The organism is Providencia sp. PROV197, assembly GCF_028479625.1.
Lineage (GTDB): Bacteria > Pseudomonadota > Gammaproteobacteria > Enterobacterales > Enterobacteriaceae > Providencia > Providencia vermicola.
In genome coordinates this window covers 1-22,662 of the sequence record NZ_JAMPNZ010000033.1, presented here as the reverse complement: position 1 = coordinate 22,662, position 22,662 = coordinate 1, and the positions used below count along the sequence as shown (strand labels likewise).

19 protein-coding genes are annotated in these 22,662 nt (G+C 41.2%); 18 read left to right on the top strand and 1 reads right to left on the bottom strand.

From position 1 onward, the window contains the following. Window position 1 precedes the first annotated feature (1 nt). From nrdI to PR808_RS18080, 11 genes are all read left to right on the top strand, one after another. Window positions 2-427, top strand: coding sequence for a class Ib ribonucleoside-diphosphate reductase assembly flavoprotein NrdI (gene nrdI, locus PR808_RS18130; RefSeq protein WP_206085250.1), 426 nt, complete (start codon window positions 2-4; stop codon window positions 425-427). Next, window positions 427-2,559: a class 1b ribonucleoside-diphosphate reductase subunit alpha gene (gene nrdE, locus PR808_RS18125; protein WP_272539838.1), complete on the top strand. Its 2,133-nt coding sequence runs from the start codon at window positions 427-429 to the stop codon at window positions 2,557-2,559. Before nrdI ends, nrdE begins: the two co-directional genes overlap by 1 nt. A gap of 13 nt (window positions 2,560-2,572) precedes the next feature. Continuing rightward, on the top strand, window positions 2,573-3,544 hold the full coding sequence (nrdF, locus tag PR808_RS18120; protein ID WP_206085248.1) for a class 1b ribonucleoside-diphosphate reductase subunit beta: 972 nt from the start codon (window positions 2,573-2,575) through the stop codon (window positions 3,542-3,544). Between the two features lie 726 nt (window positions 3,545-4,270). Further along, window positions 4,271-5,470: a glycine betaine/L-proline ABC transporter ATP-binding protein ProV gene (gene proV / locus PR808_RS18115; RefSeq protein WP_206085247.1), complete on the top strand. Its 1,200-nt coding sequence runs from the start codon at window positions 4,271-4,273 to the stop codon at window positions 5,468-5,470. After that, window positions 5,463-6,626, top strand: a complete 1,164-nt coding sequence (gene proW / locus PR808_RS18110; RefSeq protein ID WP_272539837.1) for a glycine betaine/L-proline ABC transporter permease ProW — start codon at window positions 5,463-5,465, stop codon at window positions 6,624-6,626. Before proV ends, proW begins: the two co-directional genes overlap by 8 nt. A gap of 100 nt (window positions 6,627-6,726) precedes the next feature. Continuing rightward, complete coding sequence (gene proX, locus PR808_RS18105) at window positions 6,727-7,722, top strand: glycine betaine/L-proline ABC transporter substrate-binding protein ProX (RefSeq protein ID WP_272539836.1); 996 nt, start codon at window positions 6,727-6,729, stop codon at window positions 7,720-7,722. 134 nt (window positions 7,723-7,856) lie between these two features. After that, on the top strand, window positions 7,857-9,056 hold the full coding sequence (locus PR808_RS18100) for an MFS transporter (RefSeq protein ID WP_206085244.1): 1,200 nt from the start codon (window positions 7,857-7,859) through the stop codon (window positions 9,054-9,056). 662 nt (window positions 9,057-9,718) lie between these two features. Continuing rightward, window positions 9,719-10,234 (top strand): transcriptional repressor MprA, encoded by a 516-nt coding sequence (mprA, locus tag PR808_RS18095; RefSeq protein WP_206085243.1) that lies wholly within the window; start codon window positions 9,719-9,721, stop codon window positions 10,232-10,234. Window positions 10,235-10,451: 217 nt separating this feature from the next. Next, window positions 10,452-11,633 (top strand): multidrug efflux MFS transporter periplasmic adaptor subunit EmrA, encoded by a 1,182-nt coding sequence (gene emrA / locus PR808_RS18090; protein WP_206085242.1) that lies wholly within the window; start codon window positions 10,452-10,454, stop codon window positions 11,631-11,633. A gap of 17 nt (window positions 11,634-11,650) precedes the next feature. After that, window positions 11,651-13,186, top strand: coding sequence for a multidrug efflux MFS transporter permease subunit EmrB (emrB, locus tag PR808_RS18085; RefSeq protein WP_206085241.1), 1,536 nt, complete (start codon window positions 11,651-11,653; stop codon window positions 13,184-13,186). Between the two features lie 99 nt (window positions 13,187-13,285). Next, a complete protein-coding gene (locus PR808_RS18080) occupies window positions 13,286-13,708 on the top strand; it encodes a hypothetical protein (protein ID WP_206085240.1) in 423 nt (140 codons plus the stop codon). A gap of 68 nt (window positions 13,709-13,776) precedes the next feature. Here the strand turns inward: PR808_RS18080 and PR808_RS18075 are convergent, their stop codons facing one another. Next, window positions 13,777-14,880 (bottom strand): tRNA/rRNA methyltransferase, encoded by a 1,104-nt coding sequence (locus PR808_RS18075; RefSeq protein ID WP_206085239.1) that lies wholly within the window; start codon window positions 14,878-14,880, stop codon window positions 13,777-13,779. Between the two features lie 170 nt (window positions 14,881-15,050). Here PR808_RS18075 and PR808_RS18070 point away from each other — a divergent pair, with 170 nt between their 5' ends. The 7 genes from PR808_RS18070 (at window position 15,051) to PR808_RS18040 (ending at window position 22,059) form a co-directional block, all read left to right on the top strand. After that, window positions 15,051-15,752, top strand: coding sequence for a tRNA-uridine aminocarboxypropyltransferase (locus tag PR808_RS18070; RefSeq protein ID WP_206085238.1), 702 nt, complete (start codon window positions 15,051-15,053; stop codon window positions 15,750-15,752). Window positions 15,753-15,987: 235 nt separating this feature from the next. Beyond that, complete coding sequence (locus PR808_RS18065; protein ID WP_206085471.1) at window positions 15,988-18,624, top strand: bifunctional acetate--CoA ligase family protein/GNAT family N-acetyltransferase; 2,637 nt, start codon at window positions 15,988-15,990, stop codon at window positions 18,622-18,624. 159 nt (window positions 18,625-18,783) lie between these two features. Continuing rightward, window positions 18,784-20,139 carry a CDP-diacylglycerol--serine O-phosphatidyltransferase gene (gene pssA, locus PR808_RS18060; protein ID WP_272539835.1) on the top strand — a complete coding sequence of 452 codons (1,356 nt, stop codon included), beginning with the start codon at window positions 18,784-18,786 and terminating at the stop codon, window positions 20,137-20,139. A 54-nt stretch (window positions 20,140-20,193) separates the two neighbouring features. After that, window positions 20,194-20,538, top strand: a complete 345-nt coding sequence (locus PR808_RS18055) for a YfiM family lipoprotein (protein WP_272539834.1) — start codon at window positions 20,194-20,196, stop codon at window positions 20,536-20,538. Between the two features lie 109 nt (window positions 20,539-20,647). Further along, entirely contained in the window at window positions 20,648-20,971 is a 324-nt protein-coding gene (locus PR808_RS18050; RefSeq protein ID WP_206085236.1) for an antibiotic biosynthesis monooxygenase family protein, read from the top strand. Beyond that, complete coding sequence (locus PR808_RS18045) at window positions 20,964-21,368, top strand: amino acid-binding protein (protein ID WP_206085235.1); 405 nt, start codon at window positions 20,964-20,966, stop codon at window positions 21,366-21,368. The genes PR808_RS18050 and PR808_RS18045 overlap by 8 nt, the downstream gene beginning before the upstream one ends. Beyond that, window positions 21,349-22,059: an ArsR/SmtB family transcription factor gene (locus PR808_RS18040; protein ID WP_206085234.1), complete on the top strand. Its 711-nt coding sequence runs from the start codon at window positions 21,349-21,351 to the stop codon at window positions 22,057-22,059. Before PR808_RS18045 ends, PR808_RS18040 begins: the two co-directional genes overlap by 20 nt. The last annotated feature ends 603 nt before the right edge of the window (window positions 22,060-22,662 follow it).

Here is a 22,662-nt window from a genome sequence, read left to right as displayed (position 1 = left end):
CATGAAAACGGAATCACTCATCTATTTTTCAAGCCGCTCAGGCAATTGCCATCGGTTTGTTGAAAAATTGGGCTTGCCTGCAACGCGCCTCCCAATCGGGCCACAAGAAATGAGCCCTATTGCCACAAAACCTTATGTTCTACTGCTTCCAACCTACGGTGGCGGTGGCACAAAAGGCGCGGTGCCAAAAGAAGTGATTCAGTTTTTAAATATCGAGGAAAACCGTTTATTCCTTCGTGGTGTGATTGCTGCGGGGAATACTAACTTTGGCGATGCTTACGCAATTGCGGGGGATATCGTCGCACAAAAATGCCGTGTGCCTTACCTCTATCGCTTTGAACTCTTAGGTACTGCAAAAGATGTTCAGTCGGTTAAAGATGGCCTACAAACGTTCTGGCAACATGCCCACAACGAGAGCTTTTCATAATGGATACAATACAAAATAATACTGAAGTTGATTACCATGCCCTGAATGCCATGCTGAATTTATATAACAGCGAAGGTCATATTCAGTTTGATAAAGATAAAGAAGCTGCACACCATTATTTCCGCCAGCATGTTAATCAAAACACTGTATTTTTCCATGATTTAAAAGAAAAACTAGATTTTCTTGTTCAAGAAAATTACTACGAAAACGATATATTGCAGCAATACCGTTTTGACTTTATTAAGTCACTGTTTCAGCAAGCCTATGCGCATAAATTTCGTTTCCAAACCTTTCTTGGCGCATTCAAATACTACACCAGCTATACGCTGAAAACTTTTGATGGAAAGCGCTATTTAGAACGCTATGAAGACCGTGTTTGCATGGTGGCATTAACTTTAGCACAAGGCTCAGAATCACTGGCTAAATTGTATGTCGATGAAATTATTACGGGCCGTTTCCAACCCGCTACGCCAACATTTCTCAATTGCGGGAAAAAACAGCGAGGCGAATTAATATCCTGTTTTCTATTGCGTATAGAAGACAATATGGAGTCTATCGGGCGTTCTGTCAATTCCGCACTCCAACTATCCAAACGGGGTGGCGGAGTTGCCTTTATGATGACCAACTTACGCGAACAAGGCGCCCCAATAAAATTGATTGAAAACCAATCTTCTGGTGTGGTTCCTGTGATGAAAATGTTGGAAGACGCCTTTTCCTACGCGAATCAATTGGGCGCTCGTCAAGGTGCAGGAGCCGTGTATTTACATGCGCATCACCCTGACATTATGCGTTTTCTCGACACAAAACGGGAAAATGCAGATGAAAAAATACGCATAAAAACTTTATCCCTTGGCGTGGTGATCCCAGACATTACTTTTCAGTTAGCCAAAAATAACGAAGATATGTACTTATTCTCACCTTACGATGTACAACGTATTTATGGCGTTCCCATGTCTGAAATCAGCGTCTCTGAAAAATACGCTGAAATGGTGGATAACAAAGCTATAAAAAAATACAAAATTAATGCCCGGGAATTTTTCCAAACGTTAGCTGAAATTCAATTTGAATCGGGCTACCCGTATATTTTATTTGAAGATACCGCCAATAGAGCCAATCCTATTGCAGGGCGAATTAATATGAGCAACTTGTGCTCAGAAATTCTGCAAGTTAATCGCCCTAGCCTGTATGAAGAGGATTTAAGTTACCAAGAAATTGGTAAAGATATCAGCTGCAATTTAGGGTCTATGAATATTGCCAAAACCATGGATTCACCGAACTTTGCACGATCCATCGAAGCTGCTGTCAGAGCACTTAGTGCCGTGTCCGATATGAGCGATATTCGTTCTGTACCGTCTATTGCACAAGGAAACCGTCAATCCCACGCTATTGGCCTTGGGCAAATGAACTTACATGGCTATTTAGCCCGTGAACATATTCATTATGGTAGTGAAGAAGCACTTGATTTTACCAATATCTATTTTTATACAGTGACTTATTACGCCCTAAAAACATCAAACCAATTAGCAATTGAGCGCAAAACCGCCTTTGTTGGCTTTGAGCACTCCACTTATGGCTCAGGTGACTATTTTAATAAATATATCAACGATATTTGGTTACCAAAGACACAAACCGTGCAGGAATTATTCCGACGTTCGGGTATCGAAATTCCCACACGAGAAGACTGGCAAGCCTTAAGACAATCAGTGATCACCTATGGTATTTACAACCAAAACTTGCAAGCCATCCCCCCCACAGGGTCTATTTCCTATATCAATAATTCCACATCTAGCATTCATCCAATTGTTTCTCGTATAGAGATCCGTAAGGAAGGGAAGATTGGTCGAGTCTATTATCCGGCCCCATTTATGGATAACGAGAATCTCGAGTATTACCAAGATGCCTATCAAATCGGCCCTGAAAAAATTATTGATACCTATGCGATGGCCACCCAACACGTTGACCAGGGCTTATCGTTAACGCTCTTTTTCAAAGATGATGCCACAACGCGAGATATTAACCGAGCACAAATCTACGCATGGAAAAAAGGCATAAAAACTTTGTATTACATACGATTACGTCAAACCGCTTTGGAAGGTACTGAAGTTGACGGCTGCGTATCTTGCACTCTGTAATAGGAATCAGAATATGACCACCAATACATCCGCAGCCCCTGTGAAGGCAATCAACTGGAACCGCATTCAAGATGATAAAGACCTTGAGGTTTGGAACCGCCTCACCTCTAACTTCTGGTTACCCGAAAAAGTCCCGCTATCCAACGATATCCCATCGTGGAATACCCTCACTGAAGCAGAAAAAAAGCTGACTATACGTGTCTTTACCGGTCTAACACTGCTTGACACCATTCAAAATACGGTTGGTGCGCCTTGTTTGATGCCTGACTCACAAACGCCCCACGAAGAAGCCGTTTTATCCAATATTAGCTTTATGGAAGCGGTACATGCGCGCTCTTACAGTTCTATTTTCTCCACCTTATGTTCCACCAGCGATGTCGATGAAGCTTTTCGTTGGAGTGAGGAGAATAATGCATTACAGAATAAAGCTAAAATCATTCTTTCTTATTATTGTGATTCACATCCATTAAAGAAAAAAGTGGCGAGTGTCTTTTTGGAATCTTTCTTATTCTATTCTGGGTTTTATTTACCTATGTATTGGTCAAGCCGTGGCAAACTCACAAATACTGCTGACTTAATTCGATTAATCATTCGAGATGAGGCGATTCATGGTTATTATATTGGCTATAAATTCCAAAAATCATTATTGAATTATGATGAAAAAACACAATCAGAAATAAAGAATTTTACTTTCTCATTATTATTCGATTTATATGAAAATGAAGTAAAATATACCCAAGAGTTATATGACCCCGTAGGCTGGACAGAAGATGTTAAAAAGTTCTTACACTATAATGCCAACAAGGCTTTAATGAATTTAGGTTATGAAGCCTTATTCCCTGATACAGTCACAGATGTGAGTGCGGCAATATTATCTGCATTATCCCCTGACGCGAATGAAAATCATGATTTCTTCTCAGGTTCAGGTTCTTCTTATATTATTGGCAAAGCTGTCAGCACAGAGGATGATGACTGGAACTTTTAATCAATTGATTAATTTATTTTACATTTAACTTAAAGCATCAATGCCAAACATACCCTGATGAATAATAATAACTTTATTTTTTAGGGTATTTTTTAGACTAAAAAATACTCAAATCAGTTCGTTTTTTATAGGGATATCTGTTTGATTGCTCATTTTTAATGAATTAATCAGGCATTTTTTTCATTTCTCTATTTTAAAACCCGAAAATAAGTTAATAAAATTAATGATTCTGGTGTTTTATCTTATTTATTTTCATTCGCTAATTATTACATTATTGTTGTCTAAAAATTATCATCATTAATTCACTAAATCTCGTTTGATTATTTTTAATTCTGTCAAAATAAATACAGTCTCACCAGCAAGTTAACTATCTCTATTAATTTTCATATTATTGCTCATACTCGCTACTTTCTTTTGATTATTTGAATGATATTCAGCATTTTTGACACTCATTTTTTTGATTAATTCTGCTTAACCAAGGGTTGTCAGGAGTTTTTATTATGCTAGGGTTTATTGCTTGCAATTTTTACTAATAATCTAATCAGGAGCATTTGAATTTAAACCATAATGAATAAACCCATTAAATTAAAATAGGAATTTCTGCCCTAATAATTTTCAAGCGATAGCCTACGTTTAGGTCTCAATAGGCTCGACTATCATCATTGAATCAACATTATTCATTTGGGCTCCAACTCTTTTGTTGATTGAAAATTGGGTAAATAATATATGGCAATAAAATTAGAAGTTAAAAATTTATATAAAATATTTGGGGAAAATCCTGACTCCGCATTTAAGCTTTTAGAATCAGGAATGGACAAAGATGCTATCTTTGAAAAAACGGGCCTCACGGTCGGTGTTCAAGATGTGAATCTGGCGATTGAAGAAGGCGAAATCTTCGTAGTCATGGGGCTTTCGGGTTCAGGGAAGTCCACTTTGGTGCGCCTCCTCAATCGCCTGATTGAACCTACCAGCGGCCAGGTGCTGATTGATGGGCAAGATATCTCTAATATTTCCGACAAAGCGCTGCGTGAAGTACGTCGAACTAAAATCAGTATGGTATTCCAATCCTTTGCGTTAATGCCACACATGAATGTGATTGATAATACAGCTTTTGGCATGGAACTTTCTGGCATTTCAAAAGAAGAACGCTATAAAAAAGCAATGGATGCACTGAATCAAGTTAACCTCGATAAATGGGCTAACTCATTCCCTGATGAGCTTTCTGGCGGAATGCGCCAACGCATTGGCTTAGCTCGAGCACTCGCTAATGACCCTGATATTCTTTTAATGGATGAAGCCTTTTCTGCTCTTGACCCACTCATTCGAACAGAAATGCAAGATGAATTGCTTTCTTTACAAGGTGATAAACAACGCACTATCGTTTTTATCTCCCATGACCTCGATGAAGCTATGCGAATTGGTGACCGCATTGCCATTATGCAAGGTGGCGTGGTCGTTCAAGTCGGAACACCCGATGAAATACTGAATAACCCTGCCAATGACTACGTCAGAACTTTCTTCCGTGGAGTTGATATTAGCCAAGTATTCAGTGCCAAAGATATAGCGCGAAGACGCCCTAATGCATTGTTGCATATCGCGCCTGGCTTTGGGCCTCGTTCAGCCTTAAAAGTGCTTAATGATGAAGACCGCTACCATGGCTATTTGCTCTCACGCGGCCATACTTTTGCCGGTGTTGTATCCATTGAATCCTTAGAAAAAGCGCTGCATGACAAAGCCGGAATTGAAGCTGCCATTTTGCCAGATATCGAGCCGATTCAAGGTGATACCTCCTTAAATGAAGTCATCTCGACGATTGCACAAGCACCTTGTGCGGTCCCTGTCGTCAACGAAAAAAATCGTTATTTAGGGGTGATTTCGAAAGGCATGCTACTACAAGCACTGGATAAGGAGACGCCAAATGAGTAAGCAAAATCAAGAAAATACCATCGACCAACAGGATCCATGGGCCGATACTCAAGTTGAGCAAACGCCAGAACAAACGCCTGAAACAACCTCATCAGACGATCCATGGGCAACAAGCTCCACGCCAGACCAAAGTGCTTCAGATGATCCATGGGGTGGCTCACCCACAACAGATTCAGGATCCAGTGATTGGCTTGATGCAGCTCCAACAGATAGCATCGTACCCGATCAGTTTAATATTATGGATCCTTTCCAGCATACGCTTATCCCCCTTGATTCATGGGTTGCCCATGCCATCGATTGGGTTGTTCTCAACTTCCGTCCTGTATTTCAAGGAATACGAGCGCCCATCGATTTTATTCTCAGTGGGTTTGAACAATTTCTCACCTCGCTACCGTCTCCCGTAGCCATTATCATTTTTGCATTACTTGCTTGGCAATTTGCAGGACGAGCAATGGGAGTTGCCACCTTTGTTTCGATGATAGCCATTGGAGCAATTGGTGCATGGTCGGAAGCGATGGTGACGTTATCGCTGGTACTCACCTCATTGATGTTTTGTATTGTGATAGGGCTACCGTTGGGGATTTGGCTAGCGCGCAGTGATAGAGCCTCCAGAATCATTCGCCCATTACTTGATGCAATGCAAACCACCCCTGCATTCGTCTATTTAGTGCCGATCGTCATGTTATTTGGTATCGGTAATGTGCCAGGCGTCGTCGTCACCATTATATTTGCATTACCGCCGATCATTCGTTTGACCATTTTAGGGATCAAGCAAGTCCCTGCCGATTTAATTGAAGCCGCGGAATCATTCGGCGCAAGCCCTCGTCAAATGTTGTTTAAAGTGCAATTACCACTCGCTATGCCAACCATTATGGCTGGGGTTAACCAAACCTTAATGTTAGCGCTGTCAATGGTGGTTATCGCATCAATGATTGCAGTCGGGGGCTTAGGCCAAATGGTCTTAAGGGGGATAGGCCGCCTTGATATGGGCCTCGCATCCGTCGGGGGTGTCGGTATTGTGATCCTCGCCATCATTTTAGACCGCCTTACCCAATCTTTAGGGCAAGATACTCGTGGTAAAACACCGACTCGTTGGTATCAGAAAGGCCCTATAGGACTGGTCGTACGCCCATTTTGCAAAAAAACAATTAATTAAAACATCCTCCATTCACCTGAGTGCCATTCACTTGGCACTTAACTTGGCTCTTCCCATTACAGCCAAGCTAGCTGCGAAATAAAACAGAGGGAACAATATAATGAAACATAAAATCATTCTTGCATCTGCACTGACAGCCATATTTACCGTTCCATTGGCAACCGCTAACGACCTACCTGGTAAAGGAATAAAAATTAATCCTGTACAAAGTACAATCAGTGAAGAAACATTCCAAACACTGATCGTTGCAAAAGCCCTTGAGGAACTCGGCTATGATGTTCAGCCTATCAAAGAGGTCGACTATAACGTAGCTTATGCATCCATTGCGAATGGTGATGCAACTTACTTAGCCACCAGCTGGGTTCCTTTGCATAATGCCCAGTATGATTCTGCTGGCGGTGATAACGTGTTCTATCGTCAAGGGAATTATGTCGTCAATGCGGCTCAAGGCTACCTCATCGACAAAAAAACGGCTGAAAAATACAATATTACCAATGTGGAACAACTCAAAGATCCTAAAATTGCCAAACTCTTTGATTCAAATGGCAATGGTAAAGCCGATTTAACAGGCTGTAACCCAGGCTGGGGTTGTGAAGCCGCCATTAATAATCATTTAAAAGCCTATGATCTCGAAAAAACAGTTGATCACAACCAAGGTAACTACGCGGCAATGATGGCAGATACCATTACCCGATATAAAGAAGGTAAGCCTATTTTATACTATACATGGACACCTTACTGGATCAGTGATGTGCTCAAGCCTGGTCGTGATGTGGTCTGGCTAGAAGTGCCTTTCTCTTCAATGCCAAACGGTGAAAAAACAGACACGACGTTACCTAATGGAAAAAACTATGGTTTCCCACCGAATACCATGCATATCGTGGCTAACAAAAAATGGGCTGCGGATAACCCTTCAGCAGCAAAATTATTTGAAGTGATGAAGCTGCCTATTGCGGATATCAATGCGCAGAATTTAAGAATGCATAACGGGGAAGCCTCACAAGCGGATATTCAACGTCACACAAATGCTTGGATAAAAGCTCACCAATCGACATTTGATGGCTGGGTGAAAACAGCGAAGGAAGCCGCTAAGTAAGCATAAATCACATAATAAAATGCCTAAAGCCACCCGCTAATCTGGGTGGTTTTTTGTATCAATGGCAAAAAGAAATAAACCAAGGTAATGAATTTTGTTTATAGTAGTCGCCTAGCTAATATTAGGTAACCCACATGAAACAGACCCAAACTGCTGAGCTAACAACGGGCCTCACAATTTTGATGGCCATTGCGACAGGCCTTGTCGTTGCCAGCAACTATTATGCCCAACCACTGTTAGATACCATTGCTGCTCAATTTAACCTGACAACTAATATGGCAGGGTTTATTGTCACAGCCGCACAGCTTGGCTACGCAGTCGGTTTACTGTTTTTAGTTCCTCTAGGGGACTTATTTGAACGAAAACGCCTAATATTATTTATGACGTTTCTTTCCGCTTCAGGCTTACTCATTACTGCTCTTTCAACCAATATTTGGCAAATCCTATTAGGAACGGCACTCACAGGACTATTTTCTGTTGTTGCTCAAGTACTTATTCCAATGGCAGCCTCCATTGCACACCCCAATAAACGGGGGAAAGCCGTTGGGATTATTATGAGTGGCTTACTGCTGGGGATTTTACTGGCGAGAACGGTATCTGGCGCAGTGGCAATGGTAGGAGGCTGGCGAGCGATTTATTGGGTCGCATTTGTTTTATTAATTATCTTATTAATTGTATTAGCGATTAAATTACCTCGCTATCATCAAAAAGCCAATCTTAACTACTTTCAATTACTTTGCTCTATTGGTCGCTTATTTTTTAGTACACCTGTTTTAGCTGTCCGAGCCTCACTGGGTGCACTTTCTTTTGCCAATTTTGGTTTACTGTGGACAGCAATGGCATTTTTATTAGCGAGCCCCCCATTTAACTACTCTGAAGGAACTATCGGTTTGTTTGGCCTTGTTGGTGCAGCGGGCGCATTGATGGCATCTCAAGCAGGGCACCTTGTGGATAAAGGTAAAGGCAAGATAATCACCACAATTGGACTCGTTTTATTACTGCTCTCCTGGTTACCCATTGGCTTAGCAAAACACTCCTTGATCGCCTTTATTATTGGCATTTTAGTTCTTGACCTTGCCGTTCAAGCTGTCCACGTTACCAGCCAAAGCACCTTATATCGAATTATGCCTGAAGCGCGTAACCGCCTCACTGCAGGGTATATGACCAGTTATTTTATTGGTGGCGCACTCGGCTCGTTATTATCAGGTTATGCCTATGAGCGCGCAGGCTGGGAAGGAGTCGCAATTGCAGGCGTTAGTTTAACGGCCTTAAGCTTAATTATTTGGGTCATTGGTATCCGATTTGATCCAACTATCGCGGCTTCAGATGAATAATGCGTTTTCCTTTTCTGCGGCTGTTAACATTTTGTTTTAAATGTTATCAGCCGCACGTTAATACTTAAAAATACATAATATATTCAGAGTGGAATCATCACTTTTCTTACTCATATTTATGCATAATCAATAAATTACCATCAATAATTCAAGATAATAGTTATATGTTGTTATTATTACCATGGCAAAAGTTAACAAATGACACTGTTAAACAAATACTATAGCTCTTCAGTAAGGTATAATTATTGTTAATTCAATAAGTAATTACTGGTAATAATAATTATACAAAATTAAAAAATAGGTACTTACACTTAGATGATCACAATATCTATCTAACTTGTAATTATTGGGTAATAAAAAAAATGGTATTGAGTTAATACGATGTGATTATATATTGTTTTATATGGTTTTGTTTGACGTATAAATTGCATTTATTTTGGTTAAATTATAGCCAAATAAACTTAAATAGGCTAGAAATGCACTTTGCGCTATACTGAAATCCATAAATTACATTCATAATATTTATGAATCATGTATCATTATCAAAATAAAATCATCGATATTAATTAAGTATAATTGCTAATTCTATCTTTTAATATACCATTTAGATGGTTGATGACAGTTGTAATCTTACCAACTGAAACTAATAAGGTATCCAAATAATGGAAAGTTCATTTACACCGACAGAAGAGCTTTTAAATGCTCGTGTCGCGCAACAAGATACACACGAAAAACCGATCCCGTATCAAGAGATACTCTTAACACGCTTATGTATGCATGTTCATGGAAAATTACTTGAATCTCGTAATAATATGCTACGAGCTCAAGGAATTAATGAAACACTTTTCATGGCCTTAATGATCTTAGATACAAAAGATTCACGCAGTATCCAACCTTCTGAGCTCAGTGCAGCGCTTGGTTCATCTCGCACCAATGCGACACGCATCGCTGATGAACTCGAAAAGAATGGTTGGATTGAACGTAAAGAAAGTCACAATGATAGACGTTGTCTACATTTGCACCTCACCGAAAAAGGCTCAGAGTTTTTAAGTGGTTTGTTACCGCCACAACATCGAGCGTTAATCGATATCTGGTCAGTTTTAGAAGCTGATGAAAAACAACAGCTTGATAAACTAATGCGTAAATTACTGACAAAACTGGATACTATAAAAGATTAACCATTATTTTTGTAAGGTTAATGTATTTGAGGCATTCGAAGGCTTAAAAGCAAAAAAAAACTTTTCAGCCTACAATATTTCATTATCCTTTCAACCTTGTGCTTTACGATATTCCCATCAAGCAACAAAATCATTTGTAGTCTCAGTTTCCAGTGGTTATTACTAGCTACTGGAAACAACCGTGATCCTTATCCATCAAAAATGGAGTAATACCAGTATGAGTTCCCCTGAGGAAATGCAACAAACGCAAGCTCCCCAACGAAATAAAAAAAGACAGCGCAAAAATGCCTTAATGTTTTTAACGTTTATTTTTATCGCTATTGGCGTGGGTTGGGGCGTTTACTGGTATTTAGTCCTTCGCCATTATGAGTCAACGGATAACGCTTACGTTGCTGGTAACCAAGTGCAAATTCAATCCCAAGTATCAGGGAGCGTCATGACCGTTAACGTTGATAATACTGACTTCGTACAAAGCGGCACTGTGCTAGTTGAACTTGACCCTCGAGATGCTGAACTTGCACTGGATAAAGCCAAAACCGAACTGGCAAATAGTGTACGCCAAACCCGCCAGCACATTATTAATAGCCGCCAGCTGCAAGCTAATATTGATGTTAAACGTTCTGAATTAGGACGTTTACAAAACGACCTAAAACGCCGTGAAGTGCTAGGTAGTAGTAATTTAATTGGTAAAGAAGAGCTACAACACGCCCGTGAATCAGTCGTCAGCGCAAAAGCCGCATTGGACATGGCAGTTGAACAATATAATGCTAACCAAGCGATCGTGCTTAACTCGCCCATTGAAAAACAACCCGCAGTAGAACAGGCTGCGACTCAAGTTCGTAATGCATGGCTAGCCTTACAACGCACCAAAATTGTTAGCCCAGTAGACGGTTATGTCTCTCGCCGTAGTGTGCAAATTGGCTCACAAATCACCCCATCAACACCATTAATGGCTATCGTTCCATCGAGTGGCATGTGGATTGATGCAAACTTTAAAGAAACGCAACTTGCAGATATGCGTATCGGCCAACCAGCGAAAGTAACAGCCGACTTCTACGGCAAGGACGTGGTCTTTAACGGTACCGTGGTCGGTTTAGACATGGGAACGGGAAGTGCATTTTCATTATTACCTGCACAAAACGCCAGTGGAAACTGGATAAAAGTAGTACAGCGCCTGCCCGTACGTATCGCGTTAGACCCTGCGCAACTTGAAGAACGCCCATTGCGTATCGGTTTATCCACTGAAGTGACGATTGATACTCTCAATAAAGATGGCAAAGTACTGTCAAAAGGCATGCGCGATGCGCCAGCTTACCATACATCTGCATTAGCGGTGGATATGTCTCCTGCGGACAAAATAGTTACTGAGATAATTAATAATAACGCTGGGAACAAATAATTGGGGGCGCAACTGACATGACAGCACCGCTCACTGGTTCAAAACTGGCTTGGATGACTATCGCCCTTTCCTTGGCGACCTTTATGCAAGTACTTGACTCAACCATTGCTAACGTTGCTATCCCAACGATTGCGGGTAATTTAGGAGCATCTAACTCCCAAGGAACGTGGGTGATTACCTCGTTTGGTGTAGCAAATGCAATCTCTATTCCCGTTACTGGCTGGCTAGCACGGCGTATTGGTGAAGTTCGACTATTTCTATGGTCAACGGGTCTCTTTGCCTTAACATCTTGGTTATGCGGCATTTCTGGCAGCTTAGAAATGCTAATTTTATTCCGTGTACTTCAAGGTTTAGTCGCAGGGCCACTGATCCCTCTATCCCAAAGCCTACTTCTGAACAACTACCCCCCTGCCAAGCGCAGCATGGCACTGGCACTTTGGTCAATGACCATTGTTGTGGCTCCAATTTGCGGGCCCATTCTTGGGGGCTATATTAGTGACAACTACCATTGGGGATGGATATTCTTTATCAACGTCCCATTCAGTGTGGCGATTATCTTTGCCATCATGCGCACTTTAAAAGGCCGTGAAACAAAAGTTTCCATCCAACGCATTGATACTATTGGTTTAGTCTTACTGGTTGTCGGGATTGGTGCACTGCAAATCATGCTCGACCAAGGGAAAGAGCTGGATTGGTTTAACTCAACCGAAATCATTGTCTTGACGGTGATCGCCGTTGTGGCGATAGCCTTCTTAATTGTCTGGGAGTTAACTGACGACCACCCTGTCATTGACCTCTCTCTATTTAAGGAACGTAATTTTACCATCGGCTGCTTATCACTCAGCCTCGCCTATATGCTGTACTTTGGTACCATCGTCTTGCTCCCGCAGTTGTTGCAAGAGGTCTATGGTTATACTGCAACATGGGCGGGCTTAGCCTCTGCACCCGTTGGGTTATTGCCGCTACTGATCACGCCAATTATCGGTAAATTTGGTAACCGCATTGATATGCGTTATTTAGTGACATTCAGCTTTATTATCTATGCTGTCTGTTACTACTGGCGTGCTTATACCTTTGAACCAGGTATGGGCTTTGCAGCAGCTGCCTGGCCGCAATTTGTTCAAGGCCTCGCGATTGCCTGCTTCTTTATGCCATTAACCACCATTACCTTATCGGGGTTACCCCCTGAAAAAATGGCATCGGCATCTAGCTTATCTAACTTTACCCGAACGCTAGCGGGGGCAATTGGTACCTCGATTACCACGACAATGTGGACACAAAGAGAATCCATGCACCATGAAAATCTTGCAGAATTTGTCAATCCATACAATCCAAATGCGCAGCATATGTACAGTGAATTGGCTCAGATTGGCATGAATGAGCAGCAAAGTGCAGCTTACTTAGCGAAAACCATTACAGATCAAGGCTTAATCTTATCAGCTAATGAAATTTTCTGGTTATCCGCAGGGATCTTTATTTTACTGATGGTGATCGTCTGGTTCGCTAAACCACCATTTGGCGCTGGGTCGAAAGACGGTGGTGGCGCTCACTAACTTCAAATTAACCCTACATTTCCGTGTAGGGTTAATTTTGCTTCATTTTTTCCCATCAAATACACTAGTTCAACCATTAATCTGCTTAGGTAAACGCTCATGAAATCATGGATTGAAAACAGTCAGGTATTAGCATTGATTAATACAATAAGTGATATTCAGGCGGAGCAATTCCGCAGAAAACTTATTTGCTATGTCAACCAATACCAAGAGGTTTATCCATTCGATATTTTGGACGATGTTCAAGCCTATATGCAGTTAAAGTTAGAGGCTGATGACTTGAATTTTAATACAGTCCCCGATGAAATTAAGCAGGCTCTTACAGAAGGTTATTACGAATACTGCATCAGTTTAAACGAAATATCTGCGGCATATATGATAGTAACTAAATCCACACCATTAACGCGTTTAGATCTCATTCAGTTCACTAATCACTTATTAGAAGCTTATTCATGTAATTATCCAGAAAATGAATTTCTCGTGCCGAAACTTGCTGAGTTTGCAGATTTATTTACTCACTAACCAAATAGTAGATAGAAAAAAGCCATACGTGAAAACGTATGGCCTTAGGAATCATATCGATAAGACAATTATTTAACTTGGTTTTGCTGCCACCATTGTGCCAACATCACCCCTGTAGCAACAGAGACATTCAGGCTTTCAACTTTGCCCGTTCCGCCGATAAACAGGCTCATATCCCCTTGATCCCACGTACTATCGCTCAAACCATCACTTTCTTGGCCTAAAACAAGCACCATTTTGGCTGGCAATTTTGCTTTTGCTAAATCTTGGCTGCCTTTATGGCTTGACGTGGTCACAATGGTGTAACCCGCTTTGCGGAATTTCTCTAATGTGGACGTTAAACCGTCAGCATCAATAGCTTTAATGTGCTCAGCACCGCCCTCTGCGGTACGAATTGCCGCACCAGATTCCAACATGCCCGCATCTTGTAAAATCACACCTTGCACACCAAAGTGGGCGCAACTACGCATGATCCCGCCTAAATTATGTGGGTTACCAACATCTTCCAGCGCTAATACACAATCTTTTTCTGCGGCTTGTGCTAAATATGCATCTGCGCTCATGCCGCCTCGTTTTTTGATAATAAAGCACACGCCGCCATGGTGTTCTGTTCCAGAGGCTTTCGATAACTCTTCATCATCAACAACATGGTAAGCTTTACGGTTTGCTGCCATCCATTTCAGGGCATCACGAAAACGTGGGGTGACAGATTGCAAGAACCATGCGCGAACAATGGCATCTGGTCGATTTTTAAACATCGCTTGGCACGCATTTTCGCCGTAAATTCGGGTCTCTTCTTGGCGTTGCTTGCGCAGTTGCTCAGGGTCGATTTGGCTTTTGCCAACAATCCCACCATGGTCATTTTCAAATTCTTCGCTATCTGGTTTAGAAACAGTGCGCCACGGAGAACGCTCACGCGGTGTACTCTCGCGGTTATCTGAACGGCGTTCTTGGCGGCCACCTTCAGGGCGATTTGAACGCCCCCCTCTTTCTTGACGGCCACCATCACGTCGATCACCACCGCGTTTATCGCTACCACCACGTCTATCATCGCGACCACCGTCACGACCGCCACGGCGTTTATCGTTACCTTTGTTGTCCTGCTCTTCGCTGCGGACATACATCACTTTTACTTTGCCGTTTTTACCACTAAAATCATTCGAGTCGTTCATCACTATCCCCTACTAAGCTATGGCGCGAAGATTACATGATGTTGCAAGGCTACGCTACCGATTCGCGCTATTATCTCACCGAAAAGTTATTGAATATACCTCTATCGCATAGAAATCGTTTTGCGTACAATATGCGGCTTATTTTATGGCCTGTAAAACAGTAATCGAACATGACACCTAATGCCGTTTATCACCTCCGCCAGCAACGCCTCGCCTTATCGACAAAACCTTTTAAAGCAAGGGGCTGTCGCGTAAAACGCTGCCAATATTGCTTGCTACCCATTCCGCAATGCCTGTGTCAAAAAACGGCGTCCGCTCAAGCGAAAAGCCAATTTTGCTTAATCATGTTTGATGGTGAAGTATTTAAACCTAGCAACACGGGAAAACTGATCGCGGATGTTCTGCCTGACACCCTTGCTTTTCAGTGGTCAAGAACAGCTCCAGATGCACTACTTTTAGCAGCCTTACAGGATGATACCCGCCAGCCTTATCTCATATTCCCTGAAAGCTATGCACAAGAAAACCGTGTTGTCGTGAATGAACCGAACATCTCTGATAAGCCAGCTTTATTTATTCTATTAGATGGAACCTGGCCTGAAGCGCGCAAAATGTTCCGCAAGAGCCCGTACCTCAATAACATTCCAATGCTATCCATCAATACAAAAGCTCGGACAGACTACCTGCTACGCACACCATCCCGTGAAGAACAGCATTGCACTGCAGAAGTTGCCGCAACCATATTAGAGCTTGCTGGTGATATCCAAGCCTCACAGCAGTTATTTAGTCATTTTAGCCTGTTTCGCCAAAAATACCTTGAAGGGAAACCCCATCACCCTGTGGCACAAATGGTGTTAAACGCAGCGGTTCCCTAACTATTTTTAGGGACTGTTTTCACGATTTTTTTCGTAAGCAGTTCCAAGAAATAGCAACTTTCGGATAAACGTCATCATAAAACGTGAAGGTGCTTGTATAAATTAATTAAATTCACCAGATAAACTAGCGCAATATAAAAGATAGGGCATAGTATTCATAAGTATTACTCAGCCTCTTTTTATCTCTTGAACGATTATACCGTTCACCAAGCGAAGGGTTATCTTTATGGGTTTAGTGAGTCAGTTAGAATCTTTATTCAGGCCAAAATCAATTGTGGTCATTGGCGCCTCTGAAAACCCGAGCCGTGCAGGTTCGGTGATGATGAAAAACCTTCTCACCAGCGGCTTTAAAGGGCCGATTCTCCCAGTTAATCCAAATCGTAGCTCCGTCTTGGGGGTACTGGCCTATCCCTCTATTGACAAGCTTCCACTCAAACCTGACCTTGCGGTAATTTGTACACATCATTCGAGAAATATTACTTGTTTACAGCAACTTGGTGAAGCTGGCTGCAAAGTTGTCATTATCTTATCATCCCCTTCCATTCAATTTAATGAATTAAAAAAGGTGGCTCAGCAATACCAAATTCGGCTTTTAGGCCCTAATAGCTTAGGCTTTTTAGCGCCATGGCAAGGTTTAAATGCCAGTTTTTCTCCTATTCCAATACTCAAAGGCAAACTAGCTTTTATTTCCCAATCTGCGGCAGTTTCTAATACTGTACTTGATTGGGCAAGGCATCGTGATATCGGTTTTTCCTATTTTATCGCTCTGGGTGATAGTATCGATATTGATATTGATGACTTACTGGATTACTTAGCCCGCGATAGCAAAACCAGTGCAATTTTGCTTTACCTTGAAAACATCAGTGATGCACGACGCTTTTTATCGTCATCACGCAGTGCATCACGTAACAAGCCTATTCTCGTCATAAAAAGTGGTCGAACACGCAAAGCCCAAGAGCTTTTAGGGGAAAAACCCAGCTTGGATGCCGCCTATGATGCCGCTATCCAACGCGCGGGGCTATTACGGGTGCAAGATACCCATGAAATGTTTTCTGCAGTTGAAACACTAAGCTATATGACCCCACTACGGGGTGAACGTTTATCAATCATGAGCAATGGTGCCGCGCCTGCAGCCATGGCACTGGATGAACTTTTACAGCGTAATGGTAAGCTGGCCAAACTCAGTATTGAAACCGAAAATGAACTCAGTGCCCTACTTCCACTTGACCTCTCTACACAAAATCCGATTGACTTGGGTGATGATTCCACAGTAGATCGCTACATTAACGTATTAAACAAAATGCTCGATAGCCATGATCATGATGCTCTTTTATTGATCCATACCCCCAGCGCGATCACTGAAAGCAAGTCCATGGCAGAAAAAATCATTAAAACCATCAAGCAGCACCCTCGAGGAAAATGGCTGACGATATTAACCAATTGGTGTGGTGAATATTCATCCCAAGAATCCCGGCGTTTGTTTAGTGAAGCAGGGATCCCAACTTACCGCACTCCTGAAGGTGCCATAACTGCTTACATGCATATGGTGGAATACCGACGCAACCAAAAACAATTAAAAGAAACACCAGCACTGCCTGTGGGCATCACTGCCAATACACAGCAAGCGCATGAATATATTCAACAAGCATTAAAAAATAACAACTTACATTTAGATACGCATGAAGTTCAACCTATTTTAAAAGCTTATGGGCTACATAGCTTACCCACTTGGATTGCCCACTCAAGTGATGAAGCGATTGAAATTGCTGAGAAAATTGGTTACCCCGTTGCTTTAAAACTGCGTTCTCCCGATATTGTGCATAAATCAGAAGTTCAAGGTGTTATGCTATATCTGAGAAACTCGAAAGAGGTTGAAGATGCCGCAAAAGCGATTATTGAACGTGTCTCCACCAATTTTCCAAACGCTCGCATCGAAGGTTTATTAGTACAAAGCATGGCAAACCGTGCTGGCGCCCAAGAATTACGTATTGCTGTAGAATTAGACCCCGTATTTGGGCCATTGATAATGCTAGGCGAAGGGGGAATTGAGTGGCAACAAGAAAGCCAAGCTGCTGTCGCGTTACCCCCACTAAATATGGCACTCGCGCGTTATCTTGTTATTAACGCAATCAAAGGTTATAAAATTAAATCGCGCAGTGCATTAGAACCGTTAAATATCCCAGGGCTCTCAAGCTTATTAGTCAGAGTCTCAAATTTAATCATCGATTGCCCTAATATTACACGTTTAGACATTCACCCATTACTCGCCTCTGGCGATGAATTTACCCTGCTGGATGTCTCCATGACACTCAGCCCAAGTGATAGCGCAACAACCTCTAGGCTTGCTATTCGCCCTTACCCAAGTGAATTAGAAGAAACCATTCATTTAAAAGATGATTTAAGCTGCTTATTACGCCCAATACTTCCCGAAGATGAACCACTATTGAAGTCTTTTATCGAGCAGGTCACAAAAGAAGATCTCTATTATCGGTATTTTAGTGAAATCAGCGAGTTTACCCATGACGATCTCGCCAATATGACCCAAATAGACTACGACCGTGAAATGGCCTTTGTCGCAGTAAAAAGCCAAAGTTCCACCCCTGAAATTATTGGTGTTGTTCGTGCAATGGCAGATCCTGATAATCAAGAGGCTGAATTCGCAGTATTAGTACGCTCCGATATGAAAGGGCAAACACTGGGCTATCAGTTGATGCAAAAACTGCTTAACTATACCCGCGGTCATGGCATCAAAAAATTAACCGCAATCACCATGCCTGAGAATCGTAATATGATCAGCTTGGCCAAAAAATTGGGGTTTGAGGTTGAAGTACTATTTGAAGATGGTGTTGTAAACCTCACTCTTCATCTTTAACAACGCAGGGATGTGTCGCATAACCTGTATGGAAATTAAACAGATATGCAATTTATTCTAAATGGTTTGACTAAATATGCTATCATCCCTAGATCATTCGCTTAAAAATGTGCGCAAAGCGATTTGCTATTGGACTAATAAGAGAAAATTCACACTGTGATGTTGTCAAAATTAAAACAAGCAAAGCATCAACAATATTTGGTAAGTTTACCTAAACTCTCTCAAGATGTTGATGATGTCAAAACGCTATATAAGACAGAAGATTTTCGTGATGAACTGCTTAAACAAATTTCTCTCGCTGAAAATACTATCTACATTACGGCTTTGTATTTAGAGAAAGATGACGCAGGTAAAGACATTCTTCATGCGCTGTATGCGGCAAAACAAGCTAATACATCATTAGATATCAAGATTCTCGTCGATTGGCATCGGGCTCAACGAGGGCGCATTGGTGCAACCGCAAATTCCACCAATGCAGATTGGTATTACGATGTCTCACAACATTATCCAAATGTCGACATCCCTATCTATGGTATTCCAGTCAATACTCGGGAAGCTTTAGGTGTCTTACATCTAAAAGGCTTTCTTTTTGATGATACCCTATTGTATAGCGGTGCAAGTATCAATGATGTGTATTTACAACGACATGAAAAATATCGTTATGACCGATATCACCTTATTAAAAACAGTCAGCTAACCGCATCAATGCGAAAATTTATTGATGACTCTTTATTACCCGCTGATGCCATTCATCGTCTAAATACAGAAACGCGCCCTAAAACCGCTGAATTTAAGCACCTAATAAAACAATTCCGCTTAGGGCTGCGCGGGTCTTCTTACCAATTTGTCGGTAATGCATCAAATGATGAATTATCCGTAACACCTTTTGTTGGCTTAGGTAAGAAAAACGATCTCAACCGAGTGATCACCCACCTAATGGGCTCAACCAGCGATAAGCTAACTATTTGTACGCCGTATTTTAACCTTCCTGCTGTATTAGTACGGATCATCAGCCGATTACTACGTGATGGTAAACATGTAGAAATTATTATTGGCGATAAAACGGCTAACGATTTCTATATTCCACCTGAAGAGCCTTTCAAAATTATTGGGGCACTTCCTTATCTATATGAAATCAACTTACGCCGCTTTGTTAGTCGCTTACAGCGCTTTATTGATAGCAAACAGCTGACAGTAAGGCTTTGGAAAGACGGTGACAATACTTATCATTTAAAAGGTATGTGGGTCGATAATCAATGGCAATTGATTACGGGTAATAACTTAAATCCGCGAGCATGGGGCTTAGATCTGGAAAATGCAGTCTTAATTCACGATCCTAAGCAACAACTTCAAGATCAACGCCATCATGAATTAGAATGTATCCGCACTCATACAAAAGTCGTTAATCACTATAGGGAATTAGATAGCATTCAAACCTACCCTGTTAAAGTGAAGAAGCTAATTCGTAGGCTACGACGCATACGTGTAGATCGGCTCATCAGTCGTATTTTATAAATTTTCAACAAAGCGTCACTTTAAAGTGGCGCTTTTCAATTTAGGTGACTGGTAATGATCCCTAGTATCATAAGAACATTAATCATTTGCTCGCTAATGTTATCAACAACAGCATGCAGTGGTTTCCATTGGTCTAATGATAACTGGAAAGGTAAAGACAAAGCGCAGCATTTTGCATTCTCCGCGGCGATGGCTGCGGCAGGTAATGCTTATGCAGACAGACAAAATATGTCACATCGTCATGCCGCTCAATTTGGTCTGTTATTTTCTATTTCACTTGGTGCTGCGAAAGAACTCTATGATAGCCGCCCCGAAGGAACGGGTTGGAGCTGGCACGACTTTGCCTATGATGTAGCAGGATCCGTCGCTGGTTATACTTTATACCAATCTCTTAAGTAATCCTTATTCTCAATATCATCCCCTCTATTGCTATTAATACTTCGTCCATCATCGAAGTATTAATTAATGAAAAGTTTATATTTACGCTTTCTACATTAAGGAGAATTCTATGATTGCGGTGATCTTTGAAGCTATTCCAATCCCTGAGCAAAAAACGCGTTATTTTGAACTTGCTGCTGAATTAAAATCTGAACTAGTAAACATTGAAGGTTTTATTTCGGTTGAGCGTTTTCAAAGTATCACCACTGAAGGAAAAATTTTATCGCTGTCTTGGTGGGAAAATGAAGCCGCTGTGATGGAATGGAAACGTCATTTTATGCACCAAAGTGCGCAAAATGAAGGGAAAAAATCCGTTTTTTCTCATTATCGCATTCGAGTTTCACAGACCATAAGGGATTATTCCTTCGATAAAGAGGATAACTACAATGTATGATATTCATGTCATTATTGAAAACCAAGTGGGTACATTAGCATTACTCGCGACAACTTTAGGCCAACATGGTGTTGGTTTAGAAGGTGGCGGGGTATTTTCTGTCGAAGGAAAAAGCCATGCGCATTTTTTAATCACACAGCCTGAAGAAGCTAAAAAGGCACTAGCTAAAGCTGGCATACAAGTAGAAAGCATTTCACAGCCTGTAATTCGTAAGCTAAAGCAAGAACGGCCAGGGGAGCTTGGTGACATAGCACAGTGCCTAGCAAACCACCAAATTAATATCCTAATTCAATATAGTGATCATCATAACAGGCTAATACTTATAACTGACAACAATGAATTAGCCTCAGAAGTAACTAAAAAATGGGATATCCCTAATGATAAAAAACAAAATTAACCAACCCATTGATGAAAATGAGCATTTAGAAAAATCCATTTCAAAAGTTGCCTCCGCTATTGCTGACCCGTCAAGGGTCAGCATTCTCTGCGCTTTAATGGATGGTAGAGCTTGGACAGCGACAGAGTTAAGCGCTGCAGCAAACATTGCACCTTCAACAACCAGTGCTCACCTAACGAAACTTTTGAATAACCACTTAATTAGTTGTTTGTCTCAAGGCAGACACCGTTATTACCGGCTTGCAGGATCGGACATTGCTGAATTGCTGGAAATATTAATGGGGGTTTCGATGAAGCTAGAATATCAGGCTCCAATCTCGACCCCTATTCATTTAAGAAAAGCGCGTACTTGCTATGACCACTTAGCGGGGGAAATAGCAGTTCAGATTTATGATTTTATGGATAAAAATGGCTGGTTTACATCTAAAGAAAATAAATTATCAATGATTGGTATTGAGCAATTTCACAACCTCAATATCAATATTCCAATGCACACTAAACGCAAAATGGCGTGTGCTTGCCTAGATTGGAGTGAAAGACGTATGCACTTAGGTGGAAGCGCAGGTGCTGCATTATTACACGCTTTTGAGCAAAACGAATGGATAGTAAAAACAGCAGGCTACCGTGAGGTTACGTTTACGACAAGTGGCAAAAAAGCTCTAAAACGCATTTTTGGCATTGATATCGTATAAACTTCATCACTAGAGACGTATATAACTTTTACGTTTCGCTATATTGTTCTAATACACCAAGTGGTGAGTGATTATTCGCAGTCTTATGCGATGTGGGTATACTTCCATAATTCTATGCGTTGCTCACTACTTTGTACTCCTCAACTGTATTCATTTAAATGATAAACTTAACAAACGGTATTCAGTAAGCCGTTCCCACTGTCATCCAAAAAAATAAAGTCCCAAGCTGCTACTCGCGTATTTTATATCTGAAATTACACTCACTGAATTAATAGCTTAGTTATAACACCTTGTCCTCTGGTGTCATCCCACTGTTTCCATAACGATGTGAGTTGTTACTCACTACTTTATACCTTGTCGTTACATTCACTATAGCGATAACTGCGGCGGTCTAGAAAGATCGGTATAAATCGCTAACATAATTAAATGCACGAACTATTTTCACTACTTTAAATTAATAGCGAATATTTTTATGACCAGTTTATTTAATCGTGAAACAGTTCGATAAAGATTATGGAATTACTAATATAAAGCTATTTAAGATAGGATTTTTAAATAAACATATAAAACAAAAACCCCGTGATTTTCATCACGGGGTTTCGA

Coding starts and splice junctions, on each gene's coding strand:
- pssA (WP_272539835.1), top strand. CDS start 18,784: ATGTTGTCAAAATTAAAACAAGCAAAGCATCAACAATATTTGGTAAGT.
- PR808_RS18040 (WP_206085234.1), top strand. CDS start 21,349: ATGATAAAAAACAAAATTAACCAACCCATTGATGAAAATGAGCATTTA.
- nrdI (WP_206085250.1), top strand. CDS start 2: ATGAAAACGGAATCACTCATCTATTTTTCAAGCCGCTCAGGCAATTGC.
- PR808_RS18080 (WP_206085240.1), top strand. CDS start 13,286: ATGAAATCATGGATTGAAAACAGTCAGGTATTAGCATTGATTAATACA.
- nrdF (WP_206085248.1), top strand. CDS start 2,573: ATGACCACCAATACATCCGCAGCCCCTGTGAAGGCAATCAACTGGAAC.
- emrA (WP_206085242.1), top strand. CDS start 10,452: ATGAGTTCCCCTGAGGAAATGCAACAAACGCAAGCTCCCCAACGAAAT.
- proV (WP_206085247.1), top strand. CDS start 4,271: ATGGCAATAAAATTAGAAGTTAAAAATTTATATAAAATATTTGGGGAA.
- proX (WP_272539836.1), top strand. CDS start 6,727: ATGAAACATAAAATCATTCTTGCATCTGCACTGACAGCCATATTTACC.
- nrdE (WP_272539838.1), top strand. CDS start 427: ATGGATACAATACAAAATAATACTGAAGTTGATTACCATGCCCTGAAT.
- PR808_RS18100 (WP_206085244.1), top strand. CDS start 7,857: ATGAAACAGACCCAAACTGCTGAGCTAACAACGGGCCTCACAATTTTG.
- PR808_RS18055 (WP_272539834.1), top strand. CDS start 20,194: ATGATCCCTAGTATCATAAGAACATTAATCATTTGCTCGCTAATGTTA.
- PR808_RS18075 (WP_206085239.1), bottom strand. CDS start 14,880: ATGAACGACTCGAATGATTTTAGTGGTAAAAACGGCAAAGTAAAAGTG.
- PR808_RS18070 (WP_206085238.1), top strand. CDS start 15,051: ATGACACCTAATGCCGTTTATCACCTCCGCCAGCAACGCCTCGCCTTA.
- PR808_RS18045 (WP_206085235.1), top strand. CDS start 20,964: ATGTATGATATTCATGTCATTATTGAAAACCAAGTGGGTACATTAGCA.
- PR808_RS18050 (WP_206085236.1), top strand. CDS start 20,648: ATGATTGCGGTGATCTTTGAAGCTATTCCAATCCCTGAGCAAAAAACG.
- proW (WP_272539837.1), top strand. CDS start 5,463: ATGAGTAAGCAAAATCAAGAAAATACCATCGACCAACAGGATCCATGG.
- emrB (WP_206085241.1), top strand. CDS start 11,651: ATGACAGCACCGCTCACTGGTTCAAAACTGGCTTGGATGACTATCGCC.
- mprA (WP_206085243.1), top strand. CDS start 9,719: ATGGAAAGTTCATTTACACCGACAGAAGAGCTTTTAAATGCTCGTGTC.